6 protein-coding genes and 1 riboswitch are annotated in these 15,071 nt (G+C 40.2%); of the genes, 2 read left to right on the top strand and 4 right to left on the bottom strand.

Annotated features, from left to right (window positions below; genetic code table 11):
• Positions 1–41: 41 nt before the first annotated feature.
• Both JCM10596_RS10990 and JCM10596_RS10985 read right to left on the bottom strand, forming a co-directional pair.
• Positions 42–3,830, bottom strand: a complete 3,789-nt coding sequence (locus JCM10596_RS10990; protein ID WP_025027180.1) for an S-layer homology domain-containing protein — start codon at positions 3,828–3,830, stop codon at positions 42–44.
• A gap of 140 nt (positions 3,831–3,970) precedes the next feature.
• Positions 3,971–7,450 carry a copper amine oxidase N-terminal domain-containing protein gene (locus tag JCM10596_RS10985; protein WP_025027179.1) on the bottom strand — a complete coding sequence of 1,160 codons (3,480 nt, stop codon included), beginning with the start codon at positions 7,448–7,450 and terminating at the stop codon, positions 3,971–3,973.
• Positions 7,451–7,710: 260 nt separating this feature from the next.
• Positions 7,711–7,800: riboswitch (cyclic di-GMP riboswitch) on the top strand.
• Between the two features lie 113 nt (positions 7,801–7,913).
• Between JCM10596_RS10985 and JCM10596_RS10980 the strand changes: the two genes are divergently transcribed.
• Both JCM10596_RS10980 and JCM10596_RS27805 read left to right on the top strand, forming a co-directional pair.
• Positions 7,914–8,585, top strand: a complete 672-nt coding sequence (locus JCM10596_RS10980) for a GumC domain-containing protein (RefSeq protein ID WP_025027178.1) — start codon at positions 7,914–7,916, stop codon at positions 8,583–8,585.
• A 241-nt stretch (positions 8,586–8,826) separates the two neighbouring features.
• A complete protein-coding gene (locus tag JCM10596_RS27805) occupies positions 8,827–10,305 on the top strand; it encodes a stalk domain-containing protein (RefSeq protein ID WP_159102345.1) in 1,479 nt (492 codons plus the stop codon).
• A gap of 85 nt (positions 10,306–10,390) precedes the next feature.
• On the opposite strand, the gene JCM10596_RS25030 is transcribed toward JCM10596_RS27805, so the two are convergent.
• Together JCM10596_RS25030 and JCM10596_RS10965 are read right to left on the bottom strand one after the other, a co-directional pair.
• Positions 10,391–12,595, bottom strand: a complete 2,205-nt coding sequence (locus JCM10596_RS25030) for an FAD-dependent oxidoreductase (RefSeq protein WP_025027176.1) — start codon at positions 12,593–12,595, stop codon at positions 10,391–10,393.
• 160 nt (positions 12,596–12,755) lie between these two features.
• On the bottom strand, positions 12,756–14,903 hold the full coding sequence (locus JCM10596_RS10965; RefSeq protein ID WP_025027175.1) for a stalk domain-containing protein: 2,148 nt from the start codon (positions 14,901–14,903) through the stop codon (positions 12,756–12,758).
• Positions 14,904–15,071 lie beyond the last annotated feature (168 nt).

Raw genomic sequence — 15,071 nt, 5'->3', positions numbered from 1 at the left:
TTTCAGTAGACGCGAAATCATGATCGCTGTTTCCGCACGAGTTAACGTATCTCTAGGTAGAAGTTATATTTAGGCTTCTCACCAGCTCTTAATGGTGCCGCCAATCCACCTTCCATGATCTTCGCTTTATTAACCGCTACTAGTGCAGGGCGGGAATAGAAGCTTGCTCGATCCCCATCTTGATACATTTTGAGTAACTCTTCTCTTAATTTCGTGGTATTAGCAGGCATTTTCAGATTCAATGCATTGGCAATCATTAAGGCTGCTTCTTCACGAGTTAAGCTGCGGTTTGGCAAGAAGATATTGCCAGAGTATCCGCGGACAATTCCTGCTCTAGCCGCTGTTTCAATATATTTATGCTCCCAGACAGCTTCTTCATGAGGCATGCTTCCACTTCTGCCAGCAAAGCCAACTCCTACATCTAAGAAGGTTGGAGTTCCATCTGCATTAATACGCAAATCTAATGCTTTGACCAGAAGCTGAGCAAATTCTCCTCTTGTTACAGGATCAACTGTACCAAATTCAAGTCCTTGTTGTTTTCCATTCATAAATCCTTTGGCATACATCGCTTCCATCGCGTTTCTAGCCCAAGGATGGTTGGACACATCTTCGAAGCTTCCACGCCACTTCATAACCACATAGTAACCAAACTCATCAAATGGTACTACGATTTGGTTTCTTCCTTTTACAACTCCACCGATATTTTGCCATCTTCCATCCTGACTCAAGCGAAATACGGTCACAATGGTAGAAGCATTTGTTCGAATACTAGCATCAAATTGAAGCGTTAATTCTCCACGCTCTGAAGGTTCAAGAGCACGATCTCGAATCAGTGGATCTGTAAACGTATATTGCAAGTCATGTGGCTGCATACCGTTTTTAATAGGATCAAATCTCGTTGTTCCTATGACAGCTTCACCTAAACCACCATTAATATAGACGATCGGGCTTGCTTCAACAAAGGTACCTGGTAAGCTAGAGAATCGAGAACGTAGCCCAGAATGGATAAAGGCTGGAGTTCCATCATAATTAATGTTATCAATTAAACCATTTTCTCTATCAGCTATTCCAATAAGGAGGTTGTGTCCTTGATAAAGGGGTTTTCGATTATTAACTAATTCTCTGTTGCGTAATACGGTCCCTTTAGGGAAATCTAACTGTACAGCATTATTGAGCACCTTGACCTTATTGCCCATTGGTACGAGATGAGAGGCACCTGCTTGATTAGCACTCGCATAATAGACATCAATTTCTCCATTTACTCTCTCATTACCTCGAACGACTGTAAACTTAATTTTATTCCATCTATTTTCTTTTAAGCCGATAAAAGTATACTCAAACCATTCGTTATCCTTGTTGTACACTGCTTTATCACGGCCGATGGTAACTTCATCTGCACCTTCTGCTTTAATATAGACAGGAACAAAATTGCGATTTACCACAATATCTTTTCCTACTGTTGGTACAGGCGATTTCACCAGGAATGGAGCCACTTCTTTTCTAAACTCCATCGGAATTGTTGCCAAAGAACCATTCACATTAACAATCTTTAAAACAAAGGTATGAATATTGTTTTGAGCGAAATCTAGGTCTTGAATTCGAATCGTCGTTCTTCTTTCACCATTCACAATCGGTTCAGGCGCATCCAATCCAACTACTTTATTGACACCGTCAATAGAAATCGTTGTAGGGATCGTCACAACACCAGTATTTGGATCATAATTGTAGGTTAAAACGGTGTTCCCATTCATGACTAACTCAATTTGTTTAACTTGGAATGATTGGATCAGGAGATCATAACGCTCCTCCAGCGTTACGTGATTCCCTGTATTTTTACTATAACTAATATCTGCACTATCTCTCCATGCATCTGGACTGGATAATGGCAAGCGAGTCGCTGGTGCTTTCGGGATTAAGACAGGTTTAAATTCTGCGACTCTTGGAGTTCTCGCATCATCAATGAAGAATGTAATTGTTCTCTTAGTTAGCTGTGCCCCATCCTTAAATAGGATAAATTCAAAGGTGTTCTCTCCTCGTCTAAGCTGAACATTCTGTGCCACAAGTGTGGTTTTGCTCGACGTCGAGTTCATCGTTGCATTAGCAGCTGGTGAAACAGCTCCGCTGGCAATCTCAAAGTGTTGATTTCCGTTAATGATAAACTTTGAGCCGTTAATATTATCCCCTGTCACAATATTCACTAGCTCAATATTGACTGTGCGATTAGGAGCTAGATAGGAATGATCGAGTGTAATTCCATCCGCATACTGATTAAACGCAATCACAGGAGTGTTATTAATTAAAATACGTGTATCAAAGAAATCAGATCCATTGACGCTAAAGCTCACTACATACTCTCCACTTGCTAGATCCGTTATCGTCACCTCACCACTGCCGTTTAAGTTACCGGTATAGGTTCTATATGGTGTTTTAATCGTATATGGTGCTCCAGCTACTGCGGTTGTTGCCGCTACTCTAAACGTCGTGCTTGTAAAATCAGCCGTAGCAATCTGTGTCGCTGTTGTACTAGAAAGAGTCACTTCAGGACCTGTTGAAGGTCGATAAAAAGCATTTGTAATATACGTTTTTGAAGCATCTAAAGCCCTGAAAGAAAATGAACGCGTACTTGGGCTTGCTGGTGATACAAATGTTGAATTTAAGGTTAAAGTAATCGTATCATTCGCATTTGTTGGTGCATTTTTGGTAAAACTAAAGGTAGTTGGATATACTGCATAGTCAAATCCTGATGGACCACGTACAAGCTGCGCATTACTTCCATTTACCGTTAGACCTGTAATGCTTCCTCCACCCATTGTCGACGTTCCAAATGATGAAGCGGCAAATGAAGAAGATTGTAATGCTGCTGCCTGTGTCGTTGTATTCCCTGAGTAAGGAACTAGGATTTTCCCTTCAAACGTTCCATTAATCGCTTGTGTAAGATCTACTGGGAAGGAAGGGCTTGTAGTAAAGGCATTTCTAGTCATTGCATTGATGGTGAAATCTCCATCTACAAATAAAGTACTCGGGTCATAGTAATAGACATCACGTATATAGCTTTGCTGAGTTCCTTCCCTATTTTCAATAACAAAGTTCAATTTATTCAATCCTGCTGCTAAGTTAATAGGTCCAACAAGAAACGTATCGTTACCGAAAGGAGTGTATTCTCGATTATTTAAGCGAATTCTTGTCGCATTTGTTGCCTTGACTTCAATCATAACTACATTCGTTCTTGAAGCAGAAGGCACAATCCCATCTAGAGGAACAACAGAGTTTCCGTCCAATAGGTTCATGGAGTTTAGAAAGACCGTACTATCATATCGTACATACGTTACTTCAGTAATCGTTGTAATCCCATCACTTGCTCTTCCTGTGAAGGTTAAGCGATTCATTCCATCTTGAAGAGAGATACTCCCTGAAAATCTGCGTGTATCATTTGAATCAATGATTAGAGGGGTATTGCCTTGATCTGCGGCTACCACCCAATTTCCTGATCCGTTTTTAATCATCTGTTCTACCTTAACAAAGACTGGATCAGATGTCTTAATTCCATTCGTACTTCCTGTGACAGCAAGATTTTTTTGTCCGAATCGATAAAAATGAGTATTTCCAACCTGTCCTGTCTGGGTAGGAAGCGTTGCATCCTCTATGGAGTTACCAAGGGAAGTTCTTACCGGGGTATCTAAAATAAAGTTAACAAAGTCCTCCACTTTTCCATTTCGGTCGCCTGGAGCTGCATAAGCCTGATCTATCGCACCGAAAGGAAGCATAGTCACAAGTAAGGCAATGACCAAGGTAATGGCTAGCCCTTTTTTGTATCTACTCTTCTGTCTCATGTTGCAAATCCTCTCCTTTTTTATGATGCTTGTCTTATTTTTAATATCGGTAATCATCTCCTTCATTTCCATTGAAGAGAAGGAGATATTTTGAAAATGCTTCAGTGTAACTTTTCCCAATCTCAAACTGATGAGTTAAACTACCTTTCTTTCAACTCAATGGTTTGGGTTGACCCGTCCCAAGCAACATACATCCCTAACTGTTCGGAAACAAAGCGTAGTGGTACCATGGTTCTTCCATTGATGACTTTGGCAGGTGCAGCCAATCGAATCGCTCCTTGAGATGTGTAGACCATATCGCTATCGAGCAGTAGGGCAATAAATTTATCTTCCATTTGAATATCAATTCGTTTTTGATCGGATCGATAATTGACTGTCGCCCCAATCGTTTCAGAGATAAATCGAATAGGAACCAATGTAGTCCCATTTATTAATGTTGGGGCAGCATCTAGAGCTATCGCTTGATTATTTACAAAAGCGGTCGTCTGGTTAATCGTTAATTGAATCGTCTTTCGCCCAAAATCAGGACCTCCTGGATTGATTGGATTAGGGGTAGGATTTCCTATTCCTGAACCCTGATCAACATTTCCTGAGCCAGCTATTCTGTACTCAATATCATTAGATGAAATTCGAGTCCTTTGTTTTGACGTGGCTAATAAGAATTTATACTTCCCTGTAATTGGCGGGCTTAATAATTGCTTTGGATCATCAATCGTAATCAATACCTCTTGATTGATTCCCACATTCACATTTTGTGGCAAGGTGAACGAAAAATCTGTTCCAGAAACCTGAATCGAATTCTTTCCAACCAAAGCCCCGCCTACGCTAATGCTGACATTTTCTTTGAAAGTATCCTGTTGCAAGGTTGTTGGAGCAATAATACTAATCCAATCGCTTCCTCCCAACAAAAAGTCATTACTATTGTTTGTATAGCGTAATGTGTAATAGTAAATCTTATTGTGTTGATCGTATGTTGGTACAATCAACAGGGACTGGTTCGTCTGATTAACGATGTTATAATTCACATAACCTGAAGTGGTGTTTTTCGTACTCCAAGCGTACATCAAGTAGGAACCGTTTAAGGAAGGGTTTCTAATCTGTGCTGTAGTGTCAATTGTGATCGTCATCGCTTGACCTGCTCCAACATTCACATTACTCGGCATTCTAAAGGTCATAATATTATTTTGAATTCTGACGACCCCTGTATCTACAGCCACATTATTGACCTTAATCAGCTCTCTGCTAATAAAAGTAGGCATCTGTACATTTGAATGAAAGAGAATTGAGATATCATCCGTCCCACCTACTAAGCTTTCATTCGAAGCTGTTGTATACGTAATCGTATATTGGCTAGCCGCATTTGCTTCATATGATGAAAGCTGTAGATTGATTCGATTCCCTACAATCGCCCCAGGATTCCCTGTTCCTGGATTCGTAGGCGGATTCGTTATGGCTGCTCCTGTCGTCGAGTAAGAATGACTGTTCACATAAGATTGATCTTTGGCTGTTCGAACCTTTAGCTGATGACTCCCCGCAGATGGATTCCGTATCCCAGCCGTAGCTTGAATGATCAAGCCTACGCTAGAGCTATGATCTAAGACCATCCCCTGGGCAAGATAGACTTTCACACTTCTTCCAGATACTGAAACACTCTTTGCTTGTGTTCCATTAACAAAAATATGAGAAGGAGAGATTGAACCTGGGACAAAGGTTCCATTAGGGAATAAAAGTTCAATATGATGTTCGATTCCTCCCTCCACCTTGCCTCCCTCTAGTTTCCCGATATCACTTAACTTAAAGACAATGGAGTATTGTCCATTTTGATTAAATTGATTGGGACTTAAAGAAACACTTGGTGTATCGACTTGCTTACCAATCGTATACGTATTCTTAACCAATGCCTGATCCCGTGAAGTAGAAACAAATAGAGAATATTCGCCCGGAGTGCTTGGATTTCTAATTCCTGACGAAGGAAGAATCTTCACGGTCACATCCTGCTTGCCCGAGCTGTTGACTGGGATTTGCAGACTTGAAGGGAGTTGAATCGATAGTTGATTATTGGACACCGATACATTCGTACTTAATGCCTTATCATTAATCAAAATATGTTGACTACCTATAGAAGAGGATGGAAATTGTGTTCCCTGTGGGAGAGAAACAAAGATTCGGTCCTGTCCTCCAATCAAACCTCCACTTGTACTTGTGGAAAATTGAATGAAATACTCTGCCGCTTTCCCTACCCCACTTTCTAGCACTTGAACGGTTAACGGAGAAATGGCATTCCCTGTCAACGCATAGACCGGAGAAGGTCGATAAGCTAGTTCCTGAGATGATCTCACCTCAAGCTGATAATTTCCTGTCAGCTGAGGATTGGTAATCCCTAATCTTGAATCAAGGATAAAGCTAACATATTCATTAGCACCTATCGTCTGTGGGACAAGAATCGTGATCGTTCTCTGACTCGCGTTTAATGTGAGTAAAGAAGTAGAGCCGCACTTGCCACTAATCGCCTCCCCATTCATATAGACATAATTGGCATTTAGACTGGAGGGGAAAACCGTTCCAACAGGAAAGCGAATCGTAATACTATCTGTACAGCTCATTAAAGGATTTATACTGTTCGTTAAACCAACCGTATATTGTGCAGGTTGAGCCACTACATTCGGGCTCACCCAAGCCTCTAAACTTTTTAGAGATGTTTCAATGGTATAGCTCGTGGACATATTTTTTTCTGAGTCTCTTGAAGTTGAAACGAATAGCGTATAGTTTCCTGACGAAGCAGGGTGAATGATCCCAGCTTCTTTTAAGATAGAAAGACGAACTTCTTCTCCTTCAGTCACTTGAGTTGGTACTCTTACGGTGAGCACATTCCCATTTACAGTTGCTGTAGTACTGATATTTTGTTCATTCACCTTAATTAGATGTGATGCTATGGTGTTTGAAGTGAACGTCGTTCCAGTGGGAAATTCAATATAGATCTCATCTGACGCACCATTTTTATTTAATGCGCCTTCAGCACTTACTCTAAATCGAATGAAGTACGCGCCTGTTTCTCCTACAATATTGGGAGCAACGGTTATTTCAGGAATACTGACCATCGAATTTAGAATGGCTATTTCATTCGTTACGACCCACTGAGTATCCTTGGAAGTTCTTACTTCAAGAACATAGGTACCAGAGGTGTTGGGATTGCGAATTCCAGCCTCCTGAGCAATCTCTACCTTAACAAAACCGTTGCTAGGAATCGTTATCCCTTGTGGCAGAGGGATTTGTATAGTCTTATCGCTATTTCCATCCGTTGTAATGGCGATTGATGCACCTGTGGAAAGAGTCACATCATTGACCTTGATTCTATTGCCTGCTATCGTATTTGGCACTTGAATGGCTGCTGGAAACTTTAGAAAAATAGAGTCTCCCTGAGCCAATTGAGAGCCTGCTAAAGCAGAGGTTCTAAACGTAACCTGATAAGCCGCAGGATTCTTTTCATGGTTATCTGTTATGGCGACAAGTGCTTGGGATACTTGGGTAGCTCCTACACTATGATTGATTGGTATCATCGCCCCTATTAGAGAAACGATCATTATGACTATGATCCATCTGTGTTGCTTTAATACATTCATTTAAGTAACCCTCCCAAGTTTAGTTCTTATGTTTTGACCTTGTTTTATTCCAGTGTGATCTCTGGTTTATCCTACAGTTTCCTTCTATTTCCTTTCGCTTCTATCGCCTATATATACCTACTGTCACAATATATATCGGCATTTCCAACCTTTTCTTAATAGCCTCTTTTAATATGGTATAAATTTCATAGTACTCTTGTTATATATTAGACTATCGACCTATGGTAAAGTTGCGACTCATTTGCTATAATTTCTACAAATATCGACAAAGGCAAACCTATTGAAAAATAGGGACGCAAAACTAGAGGGGCTACATCAACATCCAGTTGATATGCCAGCCAGTTGCCAAAATAGTAGGATTTTGCTATTTCAGGCTACCCCTCTTTTTATGCGGGTGGCTTTTTTATGGTTTCTAACCTGAAAAGCCAACTGCAAAAAAAAAATGATTCTAGGAGGGTACCACATGATTTTACATTGGAAAAAAGCCGTTTTAACAGCACTAGCACTCGCTCTCATTCTCTCGAATCCTGTGTATGCTCAGGGAGAAAGACCTGAACATGCTGGAAAGCAAGAAAAGCAAGAGCAAAAGAATGAGAAAAAAGCACAAGAAAGACCTGACAAGAAAGAGAACGAAAGAGAAAGAGCAAAAGAAAAGCAAGAAGCAAAGAAAAATAACGCTCTAGGTAAGCTAGTTGAACGAAAAATGCTTCAGCTTGAAAAAAGAGTAGACCTAGTAGAAAAGAGAGTAGAGCGTATCTTAACCGCGATCGAAAAAACGGATGAAAGAAGTCGAAAATCCGAGAATGGGCTTAAAAACAGCCTAAAAGGTCAAATCAAAGCACATCTAAACATGTTAAACGCGATAAATAACCAGCTTTCCGCTCTTGAAAAAAGATTGGATGTGGCAGAGCTGGATGAGCTTGTAACCAAAATACAAGAGTTAAAAGAAACCCTTACGATTGCACTAGCTTCCATTGATGCTTCTATTGAAAAAGAAAGTTCCAAAGATAGCGGAATTGCTGAAGAAGAAACAGAAGAAGATGTGGAAAACACAGACGAAGAAAAGAATGAAGAAGAGAACGGAGAAGAAACCGAAGATACAGATTCTGATTCAACAGAAGAATCTACAGTCTAAGCAATTCACCTGAAATTAGGAATTGATTTTGTCTACAGGAGCCTCTATATAGGCTCCTTTGTTCTATTCATTTTGTTTTCTTTTTCTAACTCCCTAGGTTATTTTGTCTATTTTTGTCGATATATTTACCTTTAGAAGGTACAAGCTTTTGGCAGGATTACACCTAGCTTTAGCGAATAGTGTAAGGATGCTTAAAAATATAGCACCAAAGACAACATTGAAAAAACAAAGGAGTTTTATTATGCAAAAAAAACATCTTATTCTTGTCCTGCTGATGTGCCTTCTTCTGGCAATGCCTATGAACGCACTTGCTGCAGAAAGCACTATCAAGGTTTCAGTAAATGGACAAATGCTTCAATTAGATGCTCCCCCATTCATTGAAAACGGAAGAACCCTCGTTCCTCTAAGAGGAATTTTTGAAGCCATTGATGCTAAGGTTTCATGGGATAGTGGAACGAAGACAGTTACAGCATTACGTGATGATGTAACAATCAAAATCCAATTAGGTAATGCCAATGCAAGCAAAAATGGACAGCAGATCAAGTTAGATACACCTGCTAAAGCGATAGATGGACGTACATTTGTTCCTTTGCGTTTTATCGGTGAATCATTTGGCGCCCAAGTATTATGGGATTCAGCCACTCGATCCATCACGATTACAGATCAAAAGAAGAAATTATCTCTACAAGAAGTAGCTGAACAAAAAAAGGCAGTAGTCAAATTAAATGTATACGACAAACGTAATGAACTCATTAGCACAGGCAGCGGATTTATTGTTGAATCCAATGGAAAAATCATGACAAACTACCACGTAATTGATACAGCACACTCTGTAGAAGTAATCACGAACAATAACCGAAAATACAAAGCTTCTGGTGTGTTAAGCTATGATGTAGGCAGAGATATTGCTGTTCTTCAATTAGAAAAAGCCTCTTCTCTTCCCGTCTTAAAATTAGGAGATTCTGATAAAGTAAAGGTTGGAGAGGATGCCGTTGCCATTGGAAGTCCTCTTGGGATTCAAAATACGGTTTCTAACGGGATCATTAGTAACCATATGAAGTATGAAGATGGATATACTTATCTTCAAACATCTGCAGCGGTTTCACCTGGTAGCAGTGGTGGTAGCTTATTAAATATGCAGGGAGAAGTCATTGGAGTGATTGTTGCTCAATTTTTAGGACAGAATCTTAACTTAGCGATTCCTATTAACGAAGTAAAATCGCACTTAGCTTCCACAACCATTACTTCCTTTGCCGACGTGATTAAGGCTGAGTATCCTGCCTTAGAGTTAAGTAAGTATGCCAAGTACCTAGGGGAATACTTTCATGGTTTCCCAGTTCCATTTGATGGTCCTCGTCCTTCAATACACACGTTTAGTTCGATTTATGTAAAAGAATCGACTGACCAAAAGGATCTAGCTATTGTTCTTGCCATGAACCTTACTGAATATCAAAACTTTGTGCGAGATGTTAAAAAAGGATTTGAGGATGACTTTGGATTCTGGCTCTATTTAATCCTTAATGATGCAGAATTACGCTATCCTAATAAAAACATTACCGTTTCGCTTGCTGTAGAAGGAGAATTTACTCAAGAAATGATCTCTTTCTTCGGCTCTAATAACATTTATACTAGCGAAAATAATAAACAAATTGTACACCTAATTGAACTAAAGCTAGAACAAAACAAAGACCTTGAAGGCTTCTGGTACTATGAATTCTAGAAAAAAATAGTATAGGTAATTGAAAAATAGACCGACTCACATGTCATAACGACACTGAGCCGGTCTATTTTAATTGATAGTAGGTTTACTTCTTTCGAACTGGAATTTCAACCAGCTTATCCTCTAATGTGATTTGAACTACCTTTTTCTCCTTTATATACACTACCTTCGCTTCCAGCGCATCGGCAACGGCACGAATAGGAATATAACTCACTCCTTGAGCAATGGTTGGAGCCGCATCCAGTTCTATTTGTTGACCATTGATAACCGCTTTTTTAGAATGGACTTTCAGAAGCATCTTGTTTTTCTTGTTGTCCACTTCAATAATATTGCTATCCTTATCCCACTCTACCTGTGCTCCAAGCTGTTCACTTACAAATCTAGTTGGGACCATTGTCCTACCATTATAGACATCAATATATCCCACTTTAGGATTCCCCAAATCATAAGCATGTTCGAAACGCCCTTCGTTCAATAGCTTGAGAAGATGGGCAGTCATATGGAAAATTTCAGCCCTTGTTAAATCACGGTTTGTCGGCACTCTTTTGACGATCGTCGTATCCACCAATTGGTGTTTCTGTGCTTCTTGCCATACATTCGAATCTGCTGGGTAACCAAAGAAACGCAAATAATATTCCGCCGCCTGATCTCTCGTAATGTTCGTTGCTCTTGTGTCCAGTTGAACAGACTCTGTCCAGGGATTCATATTCCTGCTCAAGCCTTTATATTTTTCTGCATCTTTACGTATGACTAGACCAGACAACAATCGTAAGAACTCTCGCTGGTGCATCGCTTGTTTTACTTGCAGGTTATTGTTATATCCACCAGCAAGTAAGCCATAGGGCAAGAGAGAGCGTACTGCTGGGTAGAACCATTCACCTTTATAGGGATAGGAAAGAGAAAAGGAGTATAAGTGAGCTCCTTGAGCCTTTAGAATGCTCTGTAGCTCTTTGATCGCCTCTCTATCCTTGGATAAGGCTCTAAAACTTCTATTCTTTTCAATAGATAACACTGCGGCAGCCCCAGCCGCTTCAGCTGCGGTCATCCCAATCGGAACAGTTCTAGCACTTCCAGCCGCAAGAGAGGTATAACCGCTTGCCTTACTCGCCACTAGAAGATTCTCTACTTGGAGCGGAACCAGACTTCGGAATGGAATTGCATATTGGATGGGGGCTGTGACCACTACGCCAAATCCACTAGGATCTGTCGCTTGAACATCAACAGGATAAGCCCCTAACCCAATGGAGTCCCATTGATCCTTATTTTCCCAAACATCCACGATAGATAATTGATACTCTGCTTTAATATGTCTTGTTTCCCGAATGTATAACTCTGTTGGATACCCTGCAATCTCTGCTTTTTCAAATCCAGGAAGTTCTTTTTGTAAGAATGTCAAAAAGCTCTGTGTTTCTCTCTTTCCACGTTCAATTCCTTCTTCAATAGAAGCAGGATCTGTTCCATCTACTCCAAAGATTTGCAGGGCATTGATCGTCACAATTCCATTGCTCTGGATACCCAGATTCAAGCCTCTTACACGGGTATTCTCTTCACTAGGCTTATAGACATTAGGAACCTCTGCAAAGCCCCAGGCAATCCCTCTGCCGACTTTGGCTCCACCTAATACACCTGATCTAGCGGATTTTTTCATGGCTTCCCAGTCTACGTTTTTCAGTAATATGACAAGAGTCACTGCCATTTGACGATCCTTTAAGCCCATATCTTCCTGTCCTAAGAAATAGGGGACTCCCGCTTTCGCCGCAAAATCAGCCTCAGCGGTGGTATCGATAAATCGTTTGGCATAGTATGTTCTTTCACCTTTTGGTGTGGACAGAACCACCCCAACCACCTTGTTCTTCTCTTTTTTTATCTCCTTCACTGTTGTGTTTAAAAGGAGAGTTATGTTTTTTTCCTTCGTTACTAACTCATGAAACTTTCTTTTTCCCAGCTCAATATCAAAATTACCCTGCCTTCCGATCATTTTAAACCATTCAGCAAAGATCCCTTGATTGGCTAGCCTTTTATCCTTATCATAACCTAAGTCTAACTGGTTTAGATAACCATAGGTAAGCAAACCTCCTAAGCCATCCCTATGCTCTACCAATAATGTTTTTGCTCCATTTCTAGCTGCTGAAACAGAAGCAGCTACACCCTCTGGCTCGCCTCCAATGACGATCACATCAAAGTCATAGGTTATGGGCTTCACACTTTCTGTTTTTGCTTCAAGAGAAACAGGTTGTCCAGTCATCATTATTGCTGCAATTAATAGAATTTGTAACATCTTCCGTATCATTCACTCTCTCCTCCAAATTTATAGAGCCCCACTCTACATTCTCCTTAAATTCGACATTAATTACCAAATTCCTCTAAGTTATATCGTGAATCCTAGACATTTTTGGCAAAATAAAACCTGTTACCTATCTCAGTAACAGGTCCCTTCCTATTCGTTACGGTTACTCTAAGGAGTAGACGACATTCGGTTCCAAATTGATGATTCTCTTCGCTCTATCTAATATGATCATTTGGTTTTCTTGCTCTCCATTTACAATCACTCGTTGACCTGTTTCATTAAGGAATAGATCCTTAGGTGCTTGATTGAGTATCACCAGCTGATCCTTAAGATCAATCATAAAATATTTTTGGTTTTCATCTAAATCCTGAGTATGAATCCCCCATTCAAGCTGTGTTGCACCCGTCAGCCAATGGAAAGCTCCTAACGCATAATGATGCGCATTCCCGTTATGCTCAAATTGGAGTGGGGTGGCTAAAAACAAACTGCCTAAACTCAGTGATATTTGATCAAAGGTGTTATAGACCTTCTCAAATGATAAGTCCGTTTCATAATGCATCCATTGCCCTTTTTGTAAATACTCATGCTTTGTTTGTAGTAATTGCTCGATGGCAGGAGCATAGGTCTTTTCTCTTAGAAGAAGACTTTTGGTTACCATTAAATCTCGATACGTAATATACACATAATCCTGTGCGTAATATTCGCCTCGATTATTTAACGCATAGTACAAATCCCCTTCTGGAGTGATCCAATTCTCCTTCGAGTATTCAATCCCTTGCAACATAAGCTTAGTATGATGTGTATAGTCAGAAATATTCATAAGATCAGATAGAAGAAGTAAATAGTTTACTTCATGCAAGACATGATTCAGTGATACCAGAGGCTTCCCATGCTGGATTTCTGAATAATAATCAGGGTAAAATCTTCCTTCCCCAAGCTCATAATACTGCTTTTCCTGATCATTTATCTTGAAATAGTTCGTAAAATTCTTTGCTTTTTCTAAAGCTTTGTCACTACCATATAACTCGTAGTAATCTAACAAGAAGATCGAAGCATCGGCTGACATACGAGTATCAATAAAGTTTTCCCCTAGACCAAAGGCTCGGTTTAAATAAGCAACATTAGGCTCTGTTCTCCAGAAACCATCCTCCCCTTGCTGCACCATTAAGGTAAAGGCAGCATTATCTAAAGCTATTTTGATTAGCGGATGAGGGTTTTGCTTGTACATATCCATTAGGAGCTGCGGAGTAGAGGCTTGGAGATTGTAAAAGAACAATCCATTTTCCCATTCCTGTAAATAAGGCTCTGGAACCCCCCGATTAGCCCCTTGTGGAGTAAGCCACCAGACCGAACGGTGTTTTGTTTTACTGCTATTCCACACATCAAGGTGGGCATGCTGGGTGAAAGTCAAATCCTCGCGAGATGCAAAGAAAAACCAGTCAAATGACTTCCCTGCTCTTAGTTCCTTTGTGAAGGTGGAATGAGATGGAACAACCTCGTTTAATTGTCTCATGTACCCTCGGTTTTCGTGGATAAATAGATTTCCCCAGTAATATTTCTTTTCCTCAGCTGTTCGCACTTCAAGCTCCACAGAAGCCTTGCCTGGAGTATATCCTTCAGTAAAGACGGCTACATTCCCTTCAGGCAACTCTCGAACAGTTAGAATCAGATGAGCTAATTTTGTTGGCTGCTGCCAAAATATTGCATATTTCTTTTCAACCATGTTGTCTAGCTTTTGCTCACCAAGAAAGGTGATATCCTTGATCTTACCTTCAATATACATAGAAAGAACGGTATCGTTATGAGTGTATGTCACCTTGTCCCCTTCTAAGGCAAGGTTATGGTAAGAGATCATTTTGGCAATGGATTGTGCAGGGTCTAAGCGAACCTTTTGAAAGATATGCACTTCACGGCTTTTAGGCTCCCAATCCACTTCTTTGCCAAACAATTCGACAAGCTGCTTTAACGGATAATACGTGTGACCATCACGATTCAGAATGGAAATCTCTCGCCACAGGCCTTCTTTTAGAATACGGTTCCGTTTCAAGTCAACGACCATCTTTTGCTTATATTTTGTTCTTAACTCGATCTGCTGTTCTGCTGAGCGATAATCAAGAGTTCCGTCTAAAGTAGTGACTAAAGAACGGAGAGAAACATAGGTTGTTCCTTGCTCAAGAATAAATGGTATATCGATCGCTGCGCCATCTACCACAACGAGAATAGGCTTGTTTGTTGAATGTACAACACCTGGAATTGTGATAATAAGACAAGATATGAGTGCTATGAGAAGAGGTAGTATCGCTTTCTTCATAACTTCTTCTCTCCCTTCAGATTTGGTACAAATTATATCATACCATAGATCGCTGTCGATAGGGCACAAAGTTTTGTCGACTATTAACATTTTACCAAAAAGAAAGAGCAACCTTGTGATTGCTCCATCCTATTTGTTTATTTTGTGCAAACATCCTTTATTCCTTTA

Origin of the sequence: Caldalkalibacillus mannanilyticus JCM 10596 (genome assembly GCF_000615945.1) — a bacterium.
Taxonomy (GTDB): Bacteria; Bacillota; Bacilli; order Caldalkalibacillales; family JCM-10596; genus Bacillus_AT; species Bacillus_AT mannanilyticus.
This window is presented reverse-complemented; position numbering and strand designations above follow the sequence as displayed.

Coding starts and splice junctions, on each gene's coding strand:
- JCM10596_RS10990 (WP_025027180.1), bottom strand. CDS start 3,830: ATGAGACAGAAGAGTAGATACAAAAAAGGGCTAGCCATTACCTTGGTC.
- JCM10596_RS10980 (WP_025027178.1), top strand. CDS start 7,914: ATGATTTTACATTGGAAAAAAGCCGTTTTAACAGCACTAGCACTCGCT.
- JCM10596_RS27805 (WP_159102345.1), top strand. CDS start 8,827: ATGCAAAAAAAACATCTTATTCTTGTCCTGCTGATGTGCCTTCTTCTG.
- JCM10596_RS25030 (WP_025027176.1), bottom strand. CDS start 12,595: ATGATACGGAAGATGTTACAAATTCTATTAATTGCAGCAATAATGATG.
- JCM10596_RS10965 (WP_025027175.1), bottom strand. CDS start 14,903: ATGAAGAAAGCGATACTACCTCTTCTCATAGCACTCATATCTTGTCTT.
- JCM10596_RS10985 (WP_025027179.1), bottom strand. CDS start 7,450: ATGAATGTATTAAAGCAACACAGATGGATCATAGTCATAATGATCGTT.